At 58.0% G+C, this 22,571-nt stretch carries 14 protein-coding genes and 1 pseudogene; 8 read left to right on the forward strand and 7 right to left on the reverse strand.

Features of this window, described 5'->3' with window-relative positions; all coding sequences use genetic code 11:
• Positions 1-10 precede the first annotated feature (10 nt).
• Entirely contained in the window at positions 11-826 is an 816-nt protein-coding gene (locus QLG10_RS19170; protein WP_110747392.1) for a nuclear transport factor 2 family protein, read from the reverse strand.
• Positions 827-1,086: 260 nt separating this feature from the next.
• On the opposite strand from QLG10_RS19170, the gene QLG10_RS19175 reads away from it, so the two are divergent.
• Entirely contained in the window at positions 1,087-1,359 is a 273-nt protein-coding gene (locus tag QLG10_RS19175) for a DUF1652 domain-containing protein (protein WP_033043601.1), read from the forward strand.
• 118 nt (positions 1,360-1,477) lie between these two features.
• Here QLG10_RS19175 and QLG10_RS19180 read toward each other — a convergent pair whose 3' ends face one another.
• The gene (locus QLG10_RS19180; protein WP_282487846.1) at positions 1,478-3,952 is read right to left on the reverse strand and encodes a UvrD-helicase domain-containing protein; all 2,475 of its coding nucleotides are present in this window, start codon (positions 3,950-3,952) and stop codon (positions 1,478-1,480) included.
• Between the two features lie 277 nt (positions 3,953-4,229).
• Between QLG10_RS19180 and QLG10_RS19185 the strand changes: the two genes are divergently transcribed.
• Positions 4,230-4,925 carry a pirin family protein gene (locus QLG10_RS19185; protein WP_110747398.1) on the forward strand — a complete coding sequence of 232 codons (696 nt, stop codon included), beginning with the start codon at positions 4,230-4,232 and terminating at the stop codon, positions 4,923-4,925.
• Positions 4,926-5,080: 155 nt separating this feature from the next.
• Here the strand turns inward: QLG10_RS19185 and pgm are convergent, their stop codons facing one another.
• The 4 genes from pgm to QLG10_RS19205 form a co-directional block, all read right to left on the reverse strand.
• Entirely contained in the window at positions 5,081-6,727 is a 1,647-nt protein-coding gene (gene pgm / locus QLG10_RS19190) for a phosphoglucomutase (alpha-D-glucose-1,6-bisphosphate-dependent) (RefSeq protein ID WP_188264481.1), read from the reverse strand.
• Positions 6,728-6,848: 121 nt separating this feature from the next.
• The gene (locus tag QLG10_RS19195; protein ID WP_110747404.1) at positions 6,849-8,249 is read right to left on the reverse strand and encodes a PLP-dependent aminotransferase family protein; all 1,401 of its coding nucleotides are present in this window, start codon (positions 8,247-8,249) and stop codon (positions 6,849-6,851) included.
• 67 nt (positions 8,250-8,316) lie between these two features.
• Positions 8,317-9,795 carry a hypothetical protein gene (locus QLG10_RS19200; RefSeq protein ID WP_282487847.1) on the reverse strand — a complete coding sequence of 493 codons (1,479 nt, stop codon included), beginning with the start codon at positions 9,793-9,795 and terminating at the stop codon, positions 8,317-8,319.
• 568 nt (positions 9,796-10,363) lie between these two features.
• A complete protein-coding gene (locus QLG10_RS19205) occupies positions 10,364-11,386 on the reverse strand; it encodes a zinc-dependent alcohol dehydrogenase family protein (RefSeq protein WP_282487848.1) in 1,023 nt (340 codons plus the stop codon).
• Between the two features lie 269 nt (positions 11,387-11,655).
• On the opposite strand from QLG10_RS19205, the gene QLG10_RS19210 reads away from it, so the two are divergent.
• The 4 genes from QLG10_RS19210 (at position 11,656) to QLG10_RS19225 (ending at position 18,802) form a co-directional block, all read left to right on the forward strand.
• Positions 11,656-12,573 (forward strand): LysR family transcriptional regulator, encoded by a 918-nt coding sequence (locus tag QLG10_RS19210; RefSeq protein WP_020797109.1) that lies wholly within the window; start codon positions 11,656-11,658, stop codon positions 12,571-12,573.
• 311 nt (positions 12,574-12,884) lie between these two features.
• The gene (mexE, locus tag QLG10_RS19215; RefSeq protein WP_020797110.1) at positions 12,885-14,138 is read left to right on the forward strand and encodes a multidrug efflux RND transporter periplasmic adaptor subunit MexE; all 1,254 of its coding nucleotides are present in this window, start codon (positions 12,885-12,887) and stop codon (positions 14,136-14,138) included.
• Positions 14,139-14,153: 15 nt separating this feature from the next.
• Complete coding sequence (locus QLG10_RS19220; protein ID WP_248677605.1) at positions 14,154-17,342, forward strand: efflux RND transporter permease subunit; 3,189 nt, start codon at positions 14,154-14,156, stop codon at positions 17,340-17,342.
• A complete protein-coding gene (locus QLG10_RS19225) occupies positions 17,342-18,802 on the forward strand; it encodes a TolC family protein (RefSeq protein WP_110747416.1) in 1,461 nt (486 codons plus the stop codon). Before QLG10_RS19220 ends, QLG10_RS19225 begins: the two co-directional genes overlap by 1 nt.
• A gap of 218 nt (positions 18,803-19,020) precedes the next feature.
• Here QLG10_RS19225 and QLG10_RS19230 read toward each other — a convergent pair.
• Positions 19,021-19,344 (reverse strand): annotated as a pseudogene (locus QLG10_RS19230) (HlyD family secretion protein); the annotation flags it as partial.
• 113 nt (positions 19,345-19,457) lie between these two features.
• Between QLG10_RS19230 and QLG10_RS19235 the strand changes: the two are divergent.
• A complete protein-coding gene (locus QLG10_RS19235; RefSeq protein ID WP_282487849.1) occupies positions 19,458-20,762 on the forward strand; it encodes a site-specific integrase in 1,305 nt (434 codons plus the stop codon).
• Positions 20,759-22,570: a hypothetical protein gene (locus QLG10_RS19240; RefSeq protein WP_282487850.1), complete on the forward strand. Its 1,812-nt coding sequence runs from the start codon at positions 20,759-20,761 to the stop codon at positions 22,568-22,570. The genes QLG10_RS19235 and QLG10_RS19240 overlap by 4 nt, the downstream gene beginning before the upstream one ends.
• Position 22,571 lies beyond the last annotated feature (1 nt).

Genomic DNA, 22,571 nt, shown 5'->3' on the forward strand with positions numbered 1-22,571 from the left:
GTGCACGGGCTCAGGCGCTGTCTTGCGCGCGTGCACGCAAGGACATTTGCTTGACGTAGGCCTTGGGCGACAGGCCGGTGTGCTGGCGGAAACAGCTATAGAACGCCGACAGTGAATTGAACCCGGCGGCAAACGCCAACGCGTCGATACGTACCGCGGGCATGGCACTGTCCAGCGCGTTGAGAAGGTGCTGCAGGCGGGCCTGGTTGACGTAGCGATAGAAGCTCTGCCCCAGCACCTGGTTGAGAAGATAGGAAATCTGGTTGCGACTGTAGCCACACGCCTGTGCCACCCGTTGCAGGTCGAGCTGCGGGTCGAGATAAGGCTGCTGGCGTTGAAAGTACTGCTGCAGGTCGTCGGCCATGAAGCTCAACTGCCGCGGCGACAGCCCCAGTCGACTGACCGCCGGGCGCTGGCTGCCGGTGTTTTCGCCGCAGGGTTGTTCGTGGACCAGCGAAGCATATTCGTTGACCCGCCAGATCAGCCCGTCCTTCACGGTGATTGCTTCACTGGCGCGAAACGACACAAGCCCCTCACCGCCACGCAAAGTGATGCGGTACTGGATGAAAGCAGTGTTGCCGTCCAAGCGGATGCGGTCCGAGTGCTCCAGCGCTTCATCCGGGTCACGGGGCATGCTGCTTTGCACGTAGTCGCGCAACTGGGCCAGCCCCATCACCCGGTTCTGGAAAAAATCACTGTATTGGACATCGGGGTGATACAACGCCATGACCCCGTCCAGATCGCGGTGTTTCCAGCGCAAGTGGTAAAGCATGACCGTCTCGCCCGTGGCCTGGGTTTGCAGCGGGCCATCATCCTCGGCGTACATGAAAGGTCTCGTCAAAAAGTGCCGAGCTTGCCCAAATTGGCCCGCGCCTTCAATTGCAAATGCGGGCGGGCCATTGCGCAAACGATCACGTACGTGACCTGCATCAAAAAAATCGCAGCAATTGCCAAACGACCTGAAAAATACACATTTTTTTCACATGCAGCTGCTACTTTTAAAGTCTGTCAATGGTTGAGCCAATGAAGGCTCCTCCCACCTAACCTGAGCTAACGGAAGCGCTCGATGAAGAAGGCGGGCAACACATGAATAAAGGGTTCAGCAAGGTCACTTTCCCAAACGCCTGCCAGCTGATGCGCTGGCATTTCCATCCCATGGGTTTCGAGGCAAGCATGGACGCCCCGGGCAGCATGATCGCCCGTTTGTTTGATCGAGCCAGTGGCGAGACCATGATCGCCATCGCTGGTATCCCCTGTTCGACGGTGATGAACGCCGCCGACGTCGAACGAATAATCGAAGCCGTGGAGGATGAGCTCGAAGCGTTCATTCCTCCGGTGGCCCTCAGGAGTTATGCCTGACGGCAGGTCTTCCATCAAAAGCCCACGATAATGTGGGCTTTGTGTTTTTTACGGGATCAAGGATGTAGAGGGGTACATGTACACCTTGTAAGAGCCGCACCGCAGGCTACTACATGGGTCATGCCGGCGTTTTGGCCCGCCGATGATCGGCGAAAAACGCCTTGCCCTTGCCGATCCGGTCCGACGCCTTGGGCATGTTTACCGCCTGGGTGTCCTGCGCATCGACATACCAATAGCAATGGCTCACGGCCCGGGTAATGCCCACGTAGGCCAGGCGCAGAATCTCGTCTTTCTGGGCATTGTCATAAGGCTCACTGTCGCCAGCCTTGCCCAGGCCCGCCATACGGTACACCTGGTTCTTGTAGGGAGAACGGGTCAGGTGCTGGCAATCGCCAAGCAGGAATACCGCGTCAGCCTGAAGCCCCTTGGCGCTGTGATACGTCAGTTGCTTGAGGCGTCGCGCTTCAAACGGCAAGCTAGAATCAACATTAAGTACAGGATGAATATATCGCTCTATCAATGACTTATCGCTACTTTTTCGATAAAGCATCAAGATTGAGTCGCCTTTGCGATAGTGCTCCATCAAGCGCTCGGCCATCCCCTGATCGTCTCGATCCAGCACATTGACCGGCAGCAAGGCCTTTGGCTCGCCACTGGCCTTGGCCTTCTTGCCCGCAATCGCAGGCGCGGCCCGCACGATGTATTCAGCGGCGTCGATGATGTGCTGGTGACTGCGATAATTGTCGCTGAGCATGACCTTGGTGGTACTCGGCGACGAGAACGTTTTGTTGAACTCCATGAAATAGGTCGGCGAACTGCCACGCCAGCCGTAAATCGACTGCCAGTCATCGCCTACGCACAGCAATGAGGAGTGCTGGGCGCCGCGCCCGACGTGCATCGCCGGCCCGCGACTGCGGATTTCGGCCAGGCTGGCACGGATCCACGAGACAATTTGCGGCGAAACATCCTGGAACTCGTCGATCATCAAGTGCGACAGCGGCCGCAAGAGCTCGTCACTGAGCAGCTTGAGGTTTTCCGGGGAGTGTTCGCTAAACAGCGCGAACATGCGGTTGTAGGTCATGACGGGCGGTTTCTGGTCGAGCAAATGGTCTTCCAGGGCGCGCCAGTACAGACTCAAGGCTTCGAAGAAGAACCGGTCCGGGTCATCCTTGGCAAAGCTCATCTGGCCCACGGCAGTCGGCACATCCAGGCCGAGGTTTTCGATGAACCCGGCGGCAGCGACAAAACAGTCCAGCAATGGCGCGGACGCCAGCTCTCCCTTGACCTTGTAATCGAAGCCAGGCCCGGCGCTGGCATCGCCCCCAAGGGACGCCAGCACACGCTTTGAGGATTCGTAATTATCTATCCATATCAATGGTTTACGACAGAAAGCTTGAAACAATGTGCGCTTTACCGCGGTTTCCGCACGCAACGTAAGCTTGGCATTTGGCCGGGTCAGTTGCGGATTTTCGCCAGGGTCGAATCCCAGCACCACCCAAGCGTCCAGCGAGGCAATGTAACCGTGGCAGTGAAAGGTACTGCCGTTGATATCGAAAGCCTGGCGCTTGGGCTCTATGCCTTTGATCGGCCAGGCGCCGGCGCGAAACCACAAGTCTTCCACCAGGTCGCAGAGCTCTTCATCGCGTTTGGCCGCCAACTCGGTGACGGCCATGCGCTTCTGTACATCAGGGTGGTCGCGCTCCAGCTCCTTGAGTTGCAAAGCGTGACGAGACAATGGCTTGATCAGCTCGCGAAAACGCTCATCGCGACCGTGCAACGCGTGATAACAGGCATTGAGTTGCTGACGCTGAGCGTCATTGATGCGCAGATCGAAGGGGTTGCTGTCCACTTCGTCATCCGCGCCTTGCGCTCGGTGACTGAGGTTTTCGAAGGCTTGCAGCCGTTCGAAGCCCGGCAGGCTGCGAACCATCGGCAATATGCGCGAATGGAAGGTGCGCACCAGGTCACGCGCCTCGCGCACACCCAGTGCATGCCCCCAGAGCGCAAACAGCTCAATCAGTTTATTGATGAAGTCCTTGCGCGACTCACGGGTGAACGTCACCACGGTCATCGAGCTCAGTTCGAACCCCAGGTAGTGACTGAGCAACAGGATACGCAGGACCAGCGTCGTCGACTTGCCGGCGCCCGCACCGGCAATCACCGACGTTGATGGTGTGTCACTGAAGATCATTTTCCACTGCGCAGCGCTGGGCTGGGCATGTGCCGGCAGCAACCGGGCGACGTCGGCTTTCATGCGTTTTTTCAGTTCGGCGGTCAATGGCAGGCGCCAATCGTCGAAAAGATGGTCATCGATGTTGGGTGGCCGGTGCTCGGTGCAGCGTGAGTCGCGAATCAGCAAGACTTGCCGGCCCTCTTCCAGGCCCTCGAGCTTGCCTTCTTTGTACCCATAGTCCACCCCGGCACTATGACCGCTACGAAAACCGTCTGCCTGACCGTGCAACCAAGAGGCGCGGTGTTGTGCGCGCAGGCGCGTCAGGCCATGACCAAAAAAGCGCGCGGCCAGGCGCTTGAGCAATGGCATCTCGGCCAGCGGGCGAAGTTCAGGCGGAAGATCGGGGGTGTGTTGCGGCACGCGGACGGACTCCAGGGTGTGAGGCTGTTGAGGGCTATGGTGTCTGTATTTGCTTTTGAGTTCTAGTGAAATGCTTATGACTCATCGACTTATGGGCGGTATTGAAGGTTGGATGAGACGCTTGCGAGCGTAATTCCTATCAAATTGATCGATGATTATGAGGCATTTTTTACGCTTTTTATCGATTGTTGCCTGATGGATGATGCCCGTCATCAACAACCGGTCTCGATTCGTGGCCAGGCCGTGCGCCCCATGACGAACCTTTCAGGAGACGATCATGCTTGAACTCAGACCTTTCAACTCGCTTGGCGGCGCTCACCATGGCTGGTTGGATGCCCATCACCACTTTTCGTTCGCCGAATACCATGACCCCAAGCGCATGAACTGGGGCAACTTGCGGGTATGGAACGATGACGTGATTGCCCCGGGCACCGGTTTCCCGCAACACCCGCACCGGGACATGGAAATCATCACCTATGTCCGTGAAGGCGCAATTACCCACCAGGACAACCTGGGCAACAAGGGTCGCACTGAAGCGGGTGACGTTCAGGTAATGAGCGCCGGCACCGGCATTGCCCACAGCGAATACAACCTGGAAGCGACGCCGACCAAGATCTTTCAGATCTGGATCATTCCCAATGAATCCGGCCTGGCACCTTCCTGGGGGGCCAAGCCATTTCCCAAAGGCCAGCGCGAAGGTTTCGTGACCCTGGCCAGCGGTAAGCCCGGGGACGATCAAAGCCTGCGGATCCGCGCCGATGCGCGCCTGGTGGCGGCAAACCTGAAGGCCGGCGAAACCGCTGAGTATCGCCTGGACAACGGTCGTCGTGCTTACCTGGTGCCGGCCACAGGTGTCATTGAAGTCAATGGCTTGCGTGCACAAGCTCGAGACGGTGTTGCGGTCGCCCAAGAGCAGGTGTTGCGGGTGACGGCTATCGAGGACAGTGAGATCGTGTTGGTGGATCTGGCTTGATTCAGTAAATCGAACAAAAAAGGGCGACCGTGGAAGGTCGCCCTTTTTTATTTGGCTGGAGTACATCGGTGTTCATGCTGCCTTCTTCGCGGGCAAGTCGGATCGCCGCCCGCTCGCTCCTACAGACACGTGACGCCCGCGAAGACGGCCATCAATCATTTCGCACTAATAGCGCCATCTACAAGGGTCTGGGCCTCAGCCACCAACTGCTTGAGGTGGTCGTCGCTGATGAAGCTTTCCGCGTAGATCTTGTAGATATCCTCGGTCCCCGACGGGCGCGCCGCGAACCAGCCATTTTCGGTCATGACCTTAAGGCCGCCAATGGCCTGGTCGTTACCCGGCGCATGGCTGAGAATGCTCTGGATCGGTTCACCCGCCAGTGCAGTCGAGGTGACCTGATCCGGTGAGAGCTTGCTCAACAGGGCCTTTTGTTCCGGGTTGGCCTTGGCATCCACCCGTACCGAGAACGGCTCGCCCAGTTCATCGGTCAGGGCCCGGTAGGCCTGGCTTGGGTCGCGACCGGTACGTGCGGTCATTTCAGCCGCCAGCAAGGCCGGGATCAGTCCGTCCTTGTCCGTGCACCAGACGGTGCCGTCCTTGCGCAGGAACGAAGCCCCCGCGCTTTCTTCGCCACCAAAGCCCAGGGAACCGTCGAACAGGCCATCGGCAAACCACTTGAAGCCCACAGGCACTTCGTACAGGCGGCGTCCCAGGCGCTTGGCCACGCGGTCGATCAAGCCGCTGCTGACCACGGTTTTACCCACCGCGGCATCGGCTCGCCAGTGCGGACGGTTCTGGAACAGATAATCGATCGACACGGCCAGGTAGCTGTTCGGCGCCAGCAGGCCGCCAGAGGGAGTCACGATGCCATGGCGGTCGTGATCCGGGTCGCAGGCGAAGGCCACGTCGAAGCGCTCTTTGAGGCCAATCAGCCCCTGCATCGCGTGGCTGGACGATGGGTCCATGCGAATCTGGCCGTCCCAATCGACGGTCATGAAGCGGAAAGTCGAGTCGACCTGCCGGTTCACCACGTCCAGGTCCAGGCGATAATGCTCGGCAATCGCCGACCAGTAGCGCACGCCTGCACCACCCAGCGGGTCAACGCCCAGGCGTAGCTTGGCATCACGAATGGCGTCGAAATCGATCACATTGACAAGGTCGGCGACATAGGTGTTGAGGTAGTCGTGGCGATGGGTGGTGCTGGCCTTCAGCGCCTGCTCGTAGCTGATGCGCTTGACCCCGGCGAGCTTGTTCGCCAACAGTTCGTTGGCCTTGGCTTCGATCCACTTGGTGATGTGGGTATCGGCCGGGCCGCCATTGGTCGGGTTGTATTTGTAGCCCCCGCTTTGCGGCGGATTGTGGGATGGGGTGATGACGATGCCATCCGCCAGGCCAGAGGTACGGCCGCGGTTGTAGCACAGGATTGCATGGGAAACCGCTGGGGTCGGCGTGTATTCGTCACCCTCGGCGATCATCACCGTCACGCCATTGGCCGCCAGCACTTCCAGGGCACTGGCACCCGCCGGCGTGGACAATGCGTGGGTGTCGATGCCGACGAACAAAGGGCCATTGATACCCTGGGCCTCGCGATACAGGCAAATGGCCTGGCTGATCGCCAGGACGTGCCATTCGTTGAAACTCAAGTCGAACGAGCTGCCTCGGTGCCCGGACGTACCGAAGGCCACCCGCTGGGTCGAAATGGCGGCGTCGGGTTGGCCGGTGTAATAGGCCGTGACCAGTCGCGGGATGTCTACCAACAATTCTGCCGGTGCCGGTTTGCCCGCAAAAGGACTGAGTGTCATGCAATACCTCTGGAATAGAGTTCAGGTGTAGAAGCGGAGTTTACTGGCAGTTTGACCTTAGCGCGATGCAGTTTGTCCAGTGCTCGATGGAATCGTTCCATTGGCATCATTTTGCAACGGCTCAATCAACGGCTTCGAGGCGCAAGGCATCCCCCAACAAACCCAGCACGGCGGCCAGTTCCTGGTCGTTGCCAAAGCCATGGCTCAAGCGCAAGTGTTGCCCATGCAGGCCTTGCAGACTGAACAACTCGCCGGGCGCAACGACCACCTGTTGCCTGAGCAACCGCTGGAACACCCGGCTCATATCGACCTGGCGCAACGAACGCAGCCAGATCGTCGCCCCGCCCTGGGGCTCGACGAACTGCAGCGCGTCGCCCAGGCGCTCCTGGAGCATCCGGGCCATTTGCTCCTTGCCGTCCTTGAGGCGTCGGCGCAGCACCTGCAGGTGTTGATCGATGCGACCGTTGCTGTACAAGCGGGCGATGGCTTTCTGGCGAATCGGCGACAAGCGAAAGGCGCGCAACAGGAATTGCCGTTGCAGCTCGCTGCTCATGTGGCGCGAGAGCAGGTAACCATAAGGGGCTTCCGGGCCGATGATCTTTTCGAACGTGGAAAACACCATCAAGCGCTCCGGGGCCAACAGATCGCGAAATCGCCGCTGATCGGGCTCAAACCCGAGTTCGCCATAACAATCGTTTTCCAGTACCCAACTGCCATGCCGCTCCAGCAAGTTCGCGATCACTTGCCGGTTCTCATCGGGTGCCCTGCTGCCTCGGGGCATGTTCAGCCCTGACGACACCACCACCAGGCGTACCGGCTCGGCTTCCAGCAGGTCCCGAAGGCACTTGTCGTCCAGGCTACCGTCGCCCAGCAACGGCCATTCGATCACCTTCACACCGGCTGCCTGGAACAAGCGCAGTATCGCCCAGTCACAGGGCGACTCGACGACCACCGCGGCATCCTTGAGCGCCAGCACGACGATGAGGATTTCCAGCACGCCGCGAAGGTCGGCGCCAATGTAGACATCATCGGCATGCCAGCAGCGCACCGCAGAGGTGGTATAGCGCGCCGCCAATGCGGTACGCAGCTCCAGTTCACCACAGGGCTGCGCACACGGCTGTGGCTGGCGCGGGTATTGTCGCAGCAGTTCCCTTTCCAGCAGCAACAATGGGCTGTCGAGCGGTTGCAGCAAGGCCGGCTCATCCGCACTCAGGACCAGCATGGCGGGCAAACGGGCGTTGACATACACACTCTCGAGCAAGTCGCTGCCATCGTAGAGCGTGCTGGCGGGGGCAACCGGCAACGCGTAGTAACCGGACTTGGCCACCGAATACACCCGCCCCTCCTTTTCCAGTAGCGCATAGGCATACTGGATGGTCGAGATCGAAACGCTCAGGCGCTCGGACAGTTCACGCAAGGATGGCAGACGTACCCGGCTATCGCTCACGAGCTCGCTGATCAGGCAGGTCAAGTATCGGTAGACCGACTGATAGGCGAAATCGGTTTCTCGTTGTCCTTTCATGGCAGGGGATCGCTTGCGTGGTGGTAGCGGTCACGCTCACTCGAAGAGTTCGGCAACATGCGCACGCTCAACGCCCTGTCGACCGTTCACCGGTCACCGACGCCTCGTCGCTTGCCTGCTCGGGTTCCGATACATGGCTGTCGGGCGGGCTCATCGACTTGGCCTGCTGCACCAACGGTTGCATGCGATACAAATTGCCGACCAGGCTGACAGGCAGGCCGCTGACATCGACTATCCACTGCAGGATCTGCTCCGCGACCGGATGCCCCTGCATGGCACGATGTAATTCAGGCATGGCCACGAGCATGCCTGGGTGACACTGGCGCAGAAATCGCTCCAGTGACGCACCCTGCCCGATAAAAGGCGCAAACAGCAGGCACACCCATTGCGCCTCGCTCAGGCCAAAGCTCTGATAAGCCTCGTCGGCGATCAGTGCGCGCTGGCCAGCCAGCTTGCAGGGGTTGCCATACGCGCTGTCCGCCCGTTCACATAAGCGCTCCGATAGCTGGTTACGCCGCATCATCACCAAGGCGCGCTGCAGGTAGTGTGTAACACCTGCCAAATACGTGCTGCCCTGGACGAAGCAGGATTGCAAACCCCGCAAGTGCGCCGAGACCGCCACGCTGACATATTGATTTTCGCCAAGTTGAGCTGCCAGTTCATCGGGCTGATACCCGAGAAACTCAGTCAGTAGCGGCCAACGCTCTTCAAGCTGGCTGACCAGCACGTCGTGGATATCGATGTAGGTCGTGCGACGGCAGGCCTCAAACTGTTCTGCCGGACGCCAGGCTTCCTGGCCGTAGCCCTCATAAAAAGCCTGGTAACAGTCGGTGCCAAACTCATCAAGCAACATGAACAACCCGCCGTAATCCGCCTCGTGACGGTTCGACGTCGCCAGGCCAGCCTTGGCGGCCGCGCGCTTGAGCCCTTCGATGAACCGCTTCTGCTGGCGCGGTGGATCGCCACTGACCAAGGCATCGACGCCATTGTTCCAGCGGGCGATCTGACCATGGAACTCGCCAGTGGCCAAATAACTGTCGTCCCACAGCTCAAGCGGTCCGTCCACGACGCCACGATGGCCGATCAGCAACAGGTTCATGCGGTTGGATTCACGTGCGGCGCGCGAGACCGGCGCGCGGTGATCGAACGCCAGCACTTCCCTGTTATCAACCATCAGCACATCGACCCGGGGATCGTCGTAGACGAACAAGGCGTTGTAGCTGCGATGGATGTTATCCAGCGCCAGCTGGCTCATGCCATTGAGCCGCAGGGTCGCCAACCGCAGCTTGAATGTCGTGGGCGCCCGGGTGGCGATTGTCAACTGTGCGGCACGCAGCAATGCCAGGGTGTAGCAACTGTCGCGCGATCCGCACTGGACCGCCAATACCTTGTAGTCACCAATCCGATCCATTCCTCCGGCAGCCACAGCCAGGCGCTGGATCAACAACTGCAACGCCGTGCGCTCGGCGCGTGAAAAAAAACTCAACAAGCGTTGCAGCACTTGTTGATAGACATTATTCATCGCCTGATCATGGATATGGCTCATTTCTATTTACCTGATATTCAAAAGTTCGACACAACGCAAACAACTTCACGCATAGCGCAAGGAATGCCCGAAGGGAGATTAATTACTGAACTTTATTACCAAATGCTAACAATAAAGTTTTTTGTCATCATTTGAAATAATTGATCGCTACAGGCCGGGCGGGCCTGCAAGGACTGGCGCACAGTAGTTTGGCGGGGGTTTGTTGCGATTGCCTTCGGGATCCTAGGAAATTTCCGACAGCGTCCCACAGACATTTAATACAAAAAATGAGGAAAGTAGCTTCTCGTAATAATGTGCCGACCACGCAGAAAATCACTAGTTGTCGAACATGCGTCAACGACGCGCACTGAAAAGTGTCGGCAAGATACCTGGCCATGACTCATTCCTTGAGATGAAAGTAATCATGCAATTATCAGTACTTGGATGTTGATTAGAAGCTACAGATCGAGAGCAAAAACCGGTTCAGTTGCTGAACCGATCCACCTACAGGCCGGTGGAACGTCTCATGTGGGGAGGCAAAGCGCTAAAAACGCAAGAGTCCGTGCAGGCACGGACTCTATTGCAGGGGTCAAGCAGGTTCGACTTGTAGCGCAACCCTTTCGCGGCATGGGCATTCGTCCATGTAGCGGTGCGCTTCGACAAACTCGGCGAATGGGAAAACCCGGGTCTTGAGCGGCAGCAGCACGCGATCGGCGGTCAGTTGGTTGATGTCACGCAAGGCACGTTGCAGCGCGACCTGGTCCTGAATGATGCCCAGTTCCGGCTTGCCGGTGAAATTGCCGATGCAGTGCACGAAGAACTGAATGTTCTTCTGGAACGCCGCACACGCCGGGAACGGTGTCTGGTTACCGCCCTGCAGGCCGTACAGCACCAGGCTGCCGCGGGGCGCCAGGACATCGCCGAGCAACGACATCTGCGGGCCACCCAAACCATCGAACACCACGTCCACACCGCGGCTGTCGGTGATCTTGTTGATCCGCATCAACAGGTCTTCTTCCTCGGTGACGATGACTTTCTCGGCACCCAGCGACAGCAGGTATTCACGCTCCTCCGCAGTTTTGGTCGCGGCGATCACTCGTACGCCCAAGGCTTTGCCCAGTTGCACGAACGAAGGGCCGGCGCAGTGGCTGGCGTCCGTGACCAGGGCGAATTGCCCGGGCTTGACCCGCGCCAGGTCGACATAGCCAAAATAGGCAATCAACAGCGGCGTGTAATGCACGCTGGCTTCGATCGGGCTGAGCACGTCCGGGTAACGCGTTACCGACGAACGCGGCAGAACGATCAGTTCGCCGTAGACCGGATAATCGTTGGGGCTTTGGGCCGGGAAACTGGCAACCTTGTCACCGACCTCCAGGTCATCGACACCCTCACCGACGGCTGTAACGACACCGGCCATTTCCTGGCCGATACCGGCAGGCAGGCGAGCGTGGGATGACGCCAGGTTCTGGCGCCAGAGGGTGTCATACCAGCTGATGCCAATGGCTTCGACGCGCACCTGCACTTCGCCCGGAGCAGGCAGAGTCGCCGCATGCTCTTCGCATTTGAGCACCTCGGCTGGACCAAACTTGTGAAAACGGATCGTGCGGGACATCGCAAACCTCGCCAATTGAACCTCTAATGCCTTGAACTCTAGCTGGGCTTTTAACCCAACACTATCAGTGGCTATTAATAGTCGACATGCCTGTCATTGATTCCGCAGCTGCAGCAACCTCGACAAATGTCGTAGGAAACCAGAGCAGCCGGTGTGGGAAAATTGAATTACTCGGTGCAGAGTACCAGCCTTTCCCCGTAATATTCCTGCTGGCCATTGTTCCCATATGGCCGCTCACGTCAAGTTTGCTGACTCTGCCAGGACTCAAGATGAATCGTAATGACCTGCGTCGTGTCGACCTGAACCTGTTGATCGTGTTCGAAACCCTGATGCACGAACGCAGTGTGACCCGCGCCGCGGAGAAGCTGTTCCTCGGCCAGCCCGCCATCAGTGCGGCGCTCTCGCGCTTGCGCGGGCTGTTCGACGACCCGTTGTTCGTGCGCACCGGCCGCAGCATGGAGCCGTCCGCACGCGCGGTCGAGATCTTCGCCCTGCTCTCCCCGGCCCTGGATTCGATTTCCACCGCCGTCAGCCGTGCCGCCGAATTCGACCCCGCTACCAGCACCGCAGTATTTCGCATCGGGCTGTCGGACGACGTCGAGTTCGCCCTGCTGCCCATGCTGCTCAAGCGCCTGCGCGCCGAATCGCCGGGGATCGTGCTGGTGGTGCGACGGGTCAACTACATATTGATGCCCAATTTGCTGGCCTCCGGAGAAATCTCCATTGGCGTCAGCTACACCACGGACCTGCCAGCCAATGCCAAGCGCAAAGTATTGCGCCGCAGCTCGCCAAAACTGCTGCGCGCCGACACCGTGCCCGGGCCCTTGAGCCTGGACGACTTCTGCGCGCGCCCCCATGCACTGGTGTCGTTCGCCGGTGACCTGAGCGGCTTTATCGACGAAGAACTGGAAAAGCTCGGGCGCAAACGTCATGTGGTGCTGGCAGTGCCGCAATTCAACGGGCTGGGCACACTGTTGAGCGGCACCGACATTGTGGCCACCGTGCCTGACTATACGGCCGATGCGCTGACGGCGGCTGGGGGGGTGCGAGCTGAAGATCCACCGCTGCCGGTGCGCAGCTTTGAATTGCACATGGCGTGGCGTGGTTCCCAGGACAATGATCCGGGGGAGCGTTGGTTGAGATCGCGCATTCAGATGTTTTTTGGGGATCCGGATAGTCTGGCCTGATCCGATTGATTTATCGAGGCTGATAGACTCTTCGCGAGCAGGCTCGCTCCCACGGCATTGCTTAAATAATGTGGGAGCGAGCCTGCTCGCGAATGGCCGCGACTCGATCCAAAGCAGACCATTGCCAATCTGGAAACACACAATTGCCATCAACCGGGTTGATCACCGCCTGACGCAAGGCGCAGGCTAGAGAGCTGGCCGGCTCTCTCCTATCATTCCGAATGATAGTTACCTTCGCCCCATTCGATTCGTGCGATACAACCCTGCCGAGCATCATTCGCCAAATCTTAAATACATTGGCGGATGCATCCATGGAACAGTCACTCAAACATTTGCGCTTGCCGTTGGCCGTGTTGGCCGTAGTGGTGATGAGCGCTTGCGGCAAGACGCCAGAGACTGCCGCTACCCCTTCCGCGGCCAAGGTCAGCGTGGCCAAGGTGCTTGAGCAACCGGTCAACGAATGGGATGAATTCACCGGGCGCCTTGAAGCGCCGGAAACCGTAGAGATTCGTCCACGGGTATCGGGCCAGATCGATGAAGTGACGTTCACTGAAGGCGCCTTGGTCAAGAAAGGCGACCTGCTGTTCCAGATCGATCCGCGTCCGTTCCAGGCCGAAGTCCGTCGCCTCGAGGCCTTGGTGGCCCAGGCCCGCGCCAATGCCACCCGCAGCGAAAACGAAGCCCAGCGTGGCGAACGCCTGCGCACCAGCAATGCGATTTCCGCCGAGCTGGCCGATTCGCGCACCAGTGCAGCCCAAGAGGCTCGCGCCGCGGTCGGTGCCCTGCAAGCGCAGCTTGATCTGGCCAAATTGAACCTGAGCTTCACCCGCGTCACCGCCCCTATCAGCGGTCGCGTCAGCCGTGCGCAAATCACCGCCGGCAACCTGGTGACAGCGGACACCACCCCGCTGACCAGCGTGGTATCCACCGACAAGGTCTACGCCTACTTCGATGCCGACGAGCGCGTGTTCCTCAAGTACACCCAGCTCGCCCGCCAGGGCAAACGCGGCGCCACCACCCCGGTGTACATGGGCCTGTCCAATGAAGACGGCAATCCGCACCTGGGCCAGATGAACTTCGTCGACAACCAGGTCAACCCGAAAACCGGCACCATCCGTGGTCGCGCCGTGTTCGACAACAGCGACGGCAGTTACACGCCGGGCCTTTACGCTCGCCTGAAACTGGTGGGCAGCGGCACCTACAACGCCATGTTGATCAACGATGAGGCCGTGGGCACGGACCTGGGTAAGAAGTTCGTACTGGTGATGGATGCCGACAACAACACGGCTTATCGCGCCGTGGAGCTGGGGCCGAAAATCGAAGGCTTGCGCATCGTGCGTAACGGCCTGAACACGGGCGACACCATCATCGTCAAGGGCTTGCAGCGGGTACGCCCGGGGTCGCCGGTCACTCCTGAAGTGATCCCGATGGCCAGCGAGCAAACCCTCGCGGCCCTGGCCCAACAACGACAAGCGCTGGAAGCCAGCAACCTGCCACAAGTCGCCCCTGCCAGGGTTGCGCCGGGTGCGGTTGTGAAAGTGGCTGCTGCGACCCCACGCGGTTAAGGGATAACGACTCCGATGAATTTTTCCCAATTTTTCATTTCACGGCCGATCTTCGCCGCGGTGCTGTCGCTGCTGATCCTGATCGCCGGTGCCATCTCGCTGTTCCAGCTGCCGATCAGCGAATACCCGGAAGTGGTGCCACCGACCGTTGTGGTCCGTGCCAACTTCCCGGGTGCCAACCCCAAAGTCATCGGTGAAACCGTGGCCGCTCCCCTGGAGCAAGCGATCACCGGCGTCGAGAACATGCTGTACATGTCCTCGCAGTCGACTGCCGACGGCAAGATCACCCTGACCATCACCTTCGCCCTGGGCACGGACCTGGACAACGCCCAGGTGCAGGTGCAGAACCGCGTGACCCGCACCGAGCCGAAACTTCCCGAGGAAGTGACGCGCATCGGTATTACCGTGGACAAGGCATCGCCCGACCTGACGATGGTCGTGCACTTGACCTCGCCGGACAAACGCTACGACATGCTGTACCTGTCCAACTACGCAATCCTCAATATCAAGGATGAGCTGGCGCGCCTGGGCGGTGTCGGTGATGTGCAGCTGTTCGGCATGGGCGACTATTCGCTGCGCGTGTGGCTCGATCCGAACAAGACCGCTTCGCGCAACCTGACCGCCACCGACGTGGTCACCGCCATCCGTGAGCAGAACCGCCAGGTGGCTGCCGGTGCCTTGGGTGCGCCGCCTGCACCGAATGCGCAAAGCTTCCAGTTGTCGGTCAACACACAGGGCCGCCTGGTCAGTGAGGAAGAGTTCGAGAACATCATCATTCGCTCTGGCGACGATGGTGAAATCACTCGCCTCAAAGATATCGCGCGGGTTGAACTGGGCTCCAGCCAATACGCCCTGCGCTCGCTGCTGAACAACCAGCCGGCGGTGGCGATCCCGATCTTCCAGCGCCCGGGTTCCAACGCGATCGAGATCTCCAACGAAGTTCGGGCGAAAATGGCCGAACTGAAGAAGAACTTCCCGCAAGGCATGGATTTCAGCATCGTTTATGACCCGACGATCTTCGTACGCGGCTCCATCGAGGCGGTGGTCCACACCCTGTTCGAAGCGCTGATCCTCGTGGTGCTGGTGGTGATCCTGTTCCTGCAGACCTGGCGCGCCTCGATCATTCCACTGGTGGCGGTGCCGGTATCGCTGATCGGTACCTTTGCCGTGATGCATCTGTTCGGTTTCTCGTTGAACGCGCTGTCGCTGTTTGGCCTGGTGCTGGCGATCGGTATCGTGGTGGACGATGCGATCGTGGTGGTGGAAAACGTCGAGCGTAATATCGAGCTCGGACTGACCCCGGTCGAAGCCACCAAGCGCGCCATGCGTGAAGTGACCGGCCCCATCATTGCCACGGCCCTGGTGCTGTGTGCGGTGTTTGTTCCGGCAGCGTTCATCTCCGGCTTGACCGGCCAGTTCTACAAGCAGTTCGCCCTGACCATCGCGATTTCGACGGTGATCTCGGCCTTCAACTCCCTGACCCTGTCGCCCGCCCTGGCCGCTGTGTTGCTCAAGGGCCATGACGCGCCGAAAGACCGTTTTTCCAAGGTCCTGGACAAGCTGTTCGGCGGCTGGTTGTTCCGTCCGTTCAACCGTTTCTTTGAAAAAGCCAGCCATGGTTATGTCGGCACCGTTGCCCGCGTGATTCGTTCAAGCGGCATCGCCCTGCTGCTGTACGCCGGCCTGATGGTGCTGACGTTCTTCGGTTTTTCCAGTACCCCGACCGGTTTCGTACCCGGCCAGGACAAGCAATACCTGGTGGCGTTCGCGCAATTGCCGGATGCGGCGAGCCTGGACCGCACCGAAGACGTGATCAAGCGCATGTCCGACCTGGCCCTGAAACAGCCTGGCGTGGAAAGTGCGGTGGCCTTCCCTGGCCTGTCGATCAACGGTTTCACCAACAGCCCGAACGCCGGCATCGTGTTCGTGACCCTCAAGCCGTTCGATGAGCGCAAAGATCCGAGCATGTCCGCCGGTGCGATTGCCGGTGCCTTGAACGGGCAGTTCGCCGGGATCCAGGAAGCCTACATGGCGATCTTCCCGCCGCCACCGGTACAAGGCCTGGGCACCATCGGCGGTTTCCGCCTGCAGATCGAAGACCGGGGCAACCTGGGCTACGAAGAGCTGTACAAGGAAACCATGAACATCATCGCCAAGAGCCACAACGTTCCGGAACTGGCCGGGTTGTTCACCAGCTACACGGTGAACGTGCCCCAGGTCGATGCCGCCATCGACCGGGAGAAAGCCAAGACCCACGGCGTGGCCGTCAGCGACATCTTCGACACCCTGCAGATCTACCTGGGTTCGCTGTATGCCAACGACTTCAACCGCTTTGGTCGAACCTATCAGGTCAACGTCCAGGCCGAACAACAGTTCCGCCTCGAATCCGACCAGATCGGCCAACTCAAGGTGCGCAACAACAAGGGCGAAATGATCCCGCTGGCGACCTTCATCAAGGTCAGCGACACCTCGGGCCCCGATCGCGTGATGCACTACAACGGCTTCATCACCGCTGAAATCAACGGTGCCGCAGCCCCGGGCTACAGCTCCGGCCAGGCGGAAAAAGCCATCGAAAAACTGCTCAAGGAAGAACTGCCCAACGGCATGACCTACGAATGGACCGACCTGACTTACCAGCAGATCCTGTCCGGCAACACCGCGCTGTTCGTGTTTCCGCTCTGCGTACTGCTGGCGTTCCTGGTACTGGCGGCTCAATACGAAAGCTGGAGCCTGCCACTGGCGGTGATCCTGATCGTACCGATGACCCTGCTGTCAGCCATTACCGGTGTTATTGCTTCGGGAGGCGACAACAACATCTTCACCCAGATCGGCTTGATCGTACTGGTGGGACTGGCCTGTAAGAACGCGATCCTGATCGTCGAGTTTGCCAAGGATAAACAGCTCGAAGGCATGAATCCGCTGGCGGCGGTGCTTGAAGCCTGCCGCCTGCGTCTGCGGCCAATCCTGATGACCTCCTTTGCGTTCATCATGGGTGTGGTACCCCTGGTGTTCTCCAGCGGCGCCGGTGCCGAGATGCGTCACGCCATGGGTGTGGCGGTGTTCTCCGGGATGCTCGGGGTGACCTTCTTCGGCCTGCTGCTGACCCCGGTGTTCTACGTACTGATCCGCAACTTCGTCGAACGTGGTCAAGCGCGCAAAGCGGCCAAGGTCTTGAAAGTGCAATCGCAACTGGAGTCGCATTAATGAGTCTGAAAGCCTTTCTGCCGAGCCTGCTGGTACTGGCGCTGAGCGCCTGTGCGGTCGGCCCGGACTACAAGTCCCCCGCCACCGAGCCTGCCAACATCACCGCGGCCACGCAGGGCGCAGCCGGCCAGAAGAACTTCGACCGTTCGCGGTTCGAAGGCATCTGGTGGCAGCAGTTCGAAGACCCGACCCTCAACCAGTTGGTGACCGAGTCCCTCAAGGGCAACCGTGACCTGCGTGTCGCCTTCGCTCGCTGGAAAGCGGCCCGGGCGATCCGCGATGACGTCAGCAATGACGCCATGCCGACCATCACCAGCCGGGTCAGCAGTGACTTGGGCAAAGGGCAGATTCCTGGCGAGACCACCGACCGTGTCAACAGCGAACGCTATGACCTGGGGCTGGACATGGCCTGGGAGATCGACCTGTTTGGCCGCATCCAGCGCAACCTGGAATCGGCGAATGCCGAGCAACAGGCACTCGAGGCTGATCTGTACCAGCTGCAAGTGACCATGATTGCCGAACTGGTGGACGCCTATGGCCAGCTTCGCGGTGCACAACTGCGGGAAAAAATTGCCCTGGCCAACCTGAACAACCAGCAGGAGTCGCGCAAGATCACCATCAGCCTGCGGGATGCCGGCGTCGGCGACCAGCTCGATGTGGAACGTGCCGATGCGCGCCTGGCTTCGGTCGAAGCCAGTGTGCCGCAGTTGCAGGCCGAGCAGGTGCGACAGAAAAACCGCATCGCCACCCTGCTCGGCCAGCGTCCGGACAAGTTGGCCGTGGACCTGAGCCCCAAAGACTTGCCGGCGATTGCCAAGGCCCTGCCGATTGGCGATCCCGCCGAACTGCTGCAACGCCGTCCGGACATCCTCAGTGCCGAGCGCAAACTGGCGTCGGCCACGGCGCGTATCGGCGTGGCTAAGGCTGACCTGTTTCCACGGGTGAGCCTCAGCGGCTTCCTCGGCTGGACCGCCGGACGTGGCTCGCAGATCGGCTCCTCGGCGGCCAACGCCTGGGCACTGGGCCCGAGCATCACCTGGGCGGCGTTTGACCTGGGCAGTGTAAAGGCCCGCATACGCGGCGCCGACGCCGATGCCGAAGGCGCCCTGGCGACCTACGAGCAGCAGGTGTTGCTGGCCCTGGAAGAATCGGAAAACGCCTTCAGCGACTATGGCAAGCGCCAGCAGCGACTGATTTCGCTGATTCGCCAGAGCGAATCGAGCCGTTCTGCCGCCGACCTCGCCGAGATTCGCTACCGCGAGGGCACCGCCGACTTCCTCGTGCTGCTCGATGCCCAGCGTGAACGCCTGGCGGCCGAAGACACCCAGGCCCAGGCCGAAGTCGACCTGTATCGCGGCATTGTCGCGATCTACAAGGCCCTCGGTGGCGGCTGGCAACCAGAGACGGTTGTAGGAGCGAGCATGCTCGCGAAAAACCCGAGGGCGCCGTTGGGCACCTGACTTAACGCATTGTCGTCAGAACGCCGCCCCGAGCAATACAGAGCTCCTTTGGTTGGCCGCAACCAACCAATTCTTTGCCCCGCGCCCCATTCGGTCGCGGGGCTTTTTTTACCCATCCAGCAGACAACACCCCACTGTAGAAGCTGCCGAAGGCTGCGATCTTTTGATCTTGCTTTTCAAAATCAAAAGATCGCAGCCTTCGGCAGCTCCTACAGGGGTCAGCGGTGATCTTGGGCGTTGTGGCTCTCCCGAACCGTCACGGTAGCCGTTGTACCGGCGCGCAATTTGTCTCTACGGGCATAGTCTTCGTCGATTTTGATCCGCACCGGCACCCGCTGCGCCAACTTGACCCAGGTGTAGCTGGGGTTGATGTTCGCCAGCAAGCGGCCGCCCGGCAGGTTTTCCCGGTCGGCAATGGCAAAGGCGATGCTTTGCACAGTGCCACCGAAACGTTCGCCGCTCATCAACTCGATGTCGACCCGATCACCCTCGCCGATCCGTGGCAGTTTGGTTTCTTCGAAATAGCCGCTGACGTAAAACGATTTGGTTGACCGCTCAGACCGTCTCAAAAAAGCGAGATTTTCTGATGTTGTCTAATCTCACGGATGGCTGATTCGGATGGGCAACAGAAGGCGGAGCGCCGCGGGAGGGTGTCATGCATCTGTTTTACTCTGATATCTCGAGTTTGAAAGAGACGATCGAGATTGATGGATCACCTCTATTGGTCGATGGAGCGCCGTACCGGTTATCGGACAATCTCATAGAGGGAATAGAAAAAGTAATTGGCGTATTCGACGGTCTCCCTTTCTACCTCAATGAAGCCGGACTCTTTGATCACGATTTGAGTAGTTTTTTCAGCTTCGTATCAACAGATGGGGCTAGCAGTACTGGAACATTGCGCACCTATGCCGAACAGCTGGACCTCTGGTTTCGCTGGCTATTGGCTCAGGGTAAAACGTGGCGTGAAGCAAAACATAAGGACTTGCACGCTTACTACCGAGTGAGACGTATGGTCGCTAGCGTATCTCCAAGCACTTGGAACCTGGGTATCGCTGCAATTGCTAGGTTTTACGATTGGGCCATGTTGCAAAATTTTATTTCAGAAACTCCCGTTCCCTACAAATGGAAGCGGGCGCTCTTGGATGGCGAGATCCATTTAGTCAGGGGCGGAGTTGGTATGCGTGACAGAAACTCTGAGGATAGAGTCCGTTTTCTTTCCGTCGAACAGTTTCGAATTTTTATGGGGGGAATGCGTAAGGTTGGCGGTCGTCGTTCCAGAACGTCCTCCCGAAATATCGTGTTATCGACGCTTCTAATTCAGACCGGCATGCGTATTACGGAGGCATTACTTATGCGGTACGACGAGCTTCCTAATCCGGAAGACTCACAGTTCACGCATATGAAATCGGTACCGATGAGATTGAGGCGAGAAACGACCAAAGGAAAAAAAAGCAGGTTAATTCGGATACCAAAAAAAATACTTCGTGACGTACATCGGTTTTGTGAGGACGAAAGGAGTACCTACGTAGAAAACCGTGAAAAACGTGATCCACTGTACAAAGTCCCGGCAGAGATATGGCTCAACGAAGAGGGAAACCCTTTATCGAAGAATGCAGTCGAAAAACTTTTCAAGCGCGCGACATTTATTTCCGGCGTGGATTGTACCCCACACTTTCTCCGTCACTCCTTTGCGATCTACACATTATCAAAACTGATCCAACTTATGGTGAACAAGCCGCGAGAAGAAAATACCCCTCTCGATAAACAGACATATCTACGCATCTGCGAAGACCCTCTCCGAAAAGTCCAACAATTGCTGGGGCACGCTCAGATATCGACTACTTACAAATACCTTGATTACATCAATCTTCACGATAGGTTAACGGATATTGCCATCAGTGAGTGGTCAGCTGAATTTAGCGGCATCGAAGATCTACTGCGTCAGGAGTACATCATATGAATAACAAGGACGATCCACCGCTCCCCTCCATTCGACAGAATCGGCTTACTTTCCGGGCAGTCCCCGAGGAAGAAACCTTGAACACTCAAGGCATCCAGAAACTGCGCATCGAGCGAACCTTTCCGGATCGAGGAACAGGATGGATTGACCTATCCGTACTCGGCGACCGTCCAAGTTTAGCTCAATCTTTTTTGATCGCGGTGCAAAAGACATTGGATGTGTGTAGATCCCCTTCCTCCATGCGTACCTACCAAGGCACTTTGTCTGCATTCAGCAAGGTTATGCAGGCCCGTGAAGCGTTAGGTGCACCCCCCATAAAAAAGCTCAGCGATATTACTGTCGCTGTATTGGACGAACTTTCAGAAGGCCTCAAATCTTTGGCTGGGGCAAGTACCGGGCACCAACGGTTGTGTCACATGAAACAGTTTTTCCTTGAGATCGAAAACATCAATCCTGGCACCTATCCCGAAAACGTCCTTCAGCACATCTCCTTAATGACAGGTAACAACAAGCCGAAAAAGGTTGAGCACAAACAACCGTATACCGATCAGGAAATTTATCAAATCGAGAAAGCTTGTCGCGATGACATCAGAAAAACCGTGACTCGATTAGTCACAGAAAAAGAGGAGCTTCGACAAGTCGGAAAAGATCCTCGAGAATATGGCTGGACCAGTTTGGCGAACATTGTTTGGTATTTGGAGCATGTATACGAGGGGCGGTACATCTCCTTTAAAGAATTGCGCGAGCAAAGCGGACGTTTATGGGGCACTACCAAAGAACCCTATCGCGCTATGTATCCAACACTGGAAGACGTGGTGCCATTTTATCTGTTGTTGTGCATTAAGACAGGATTGAACCCAGAGAGCGCTATGCGCCTTAAAAGAAACTGTCTTGAAGAGCAAACAACCACACCACATGAAACCCTTCTTCATTACGTTAAATTGAGATCCGCAGGAGCAATGACTCAACCTGTGCGAACTGAGGGAACGTTTAGCCCAGGCGGGCTAATCCAAACATATCTAAAGCTTTCTAGTAAATGTAATGAGCTCGTGAACGATACTTCACTCTGGTTGGTAGTAAATAAAAAGCGGGACAACTTCATTTCGGGTCCGTCTCCAGTTTCTTTCTCCAGAGCTGTCCGCGCGTTTGCCAAACGACACAATCTTAAGCACGACGATGGCACTCCTTTGCAACTACGCGCGGATAGACTCAGACCGACTTGGAAAACATTGAGCTATCGACATTCCAATGGAGATTTGCTGATCGCGGGGCACGACCATCGCCGGGACAGTACCACGGTTGAGTATATTAATAACCGTATGACCGAAGATGTTCATAATCAAGCCATCATGAATGGACAAAATCAATTTCATTCGTTTTTTTCGGGCGTTGTTGTTCCCGACGGCAATAACGCCGCCGAGGCCGCATCAATTATCAATACCGATATAGTCTCTGCCGAAGCAATCTTGAATGGTCAACAGGAAATGCTTATTGCGGACTGCAAGGACATGTTCAATGCCCCCGGAGGTGTTTCGGGGCAACTATGTAGAAAAGTTTGGGCGTGTTTTGGATGCCCAAACTCCATATGGACAAGCCGCACCCTTCCCAAAGTCCTGTGGTACATGGATTTCTTCCTTGAACAACGCCGCTTAATTTCTGAACAAGAATGGGAAAAGAAATTCGGTTACCCCTATGCTCTTATTACCCTACACATACTGCCGGCTTTTTCAAGCGAAGCGATTACATTGGCGAAAACCGCTGCAAAAGAGTTTAGCCCTTATGTGCCACCTGAAATGAGGACATTCTAAT

Origin of the sequence: Pseudomonas sp. V98_8 (assembly GCF_029967975.1) — a bacterium.
Lineage (GTDB): Bacteria > Pseudomonadota > Gammaproteobacteria > Pseudomonadales > Pseudomonadaceae > Aquipseudomonas > Aquipseudomonas umsongensis.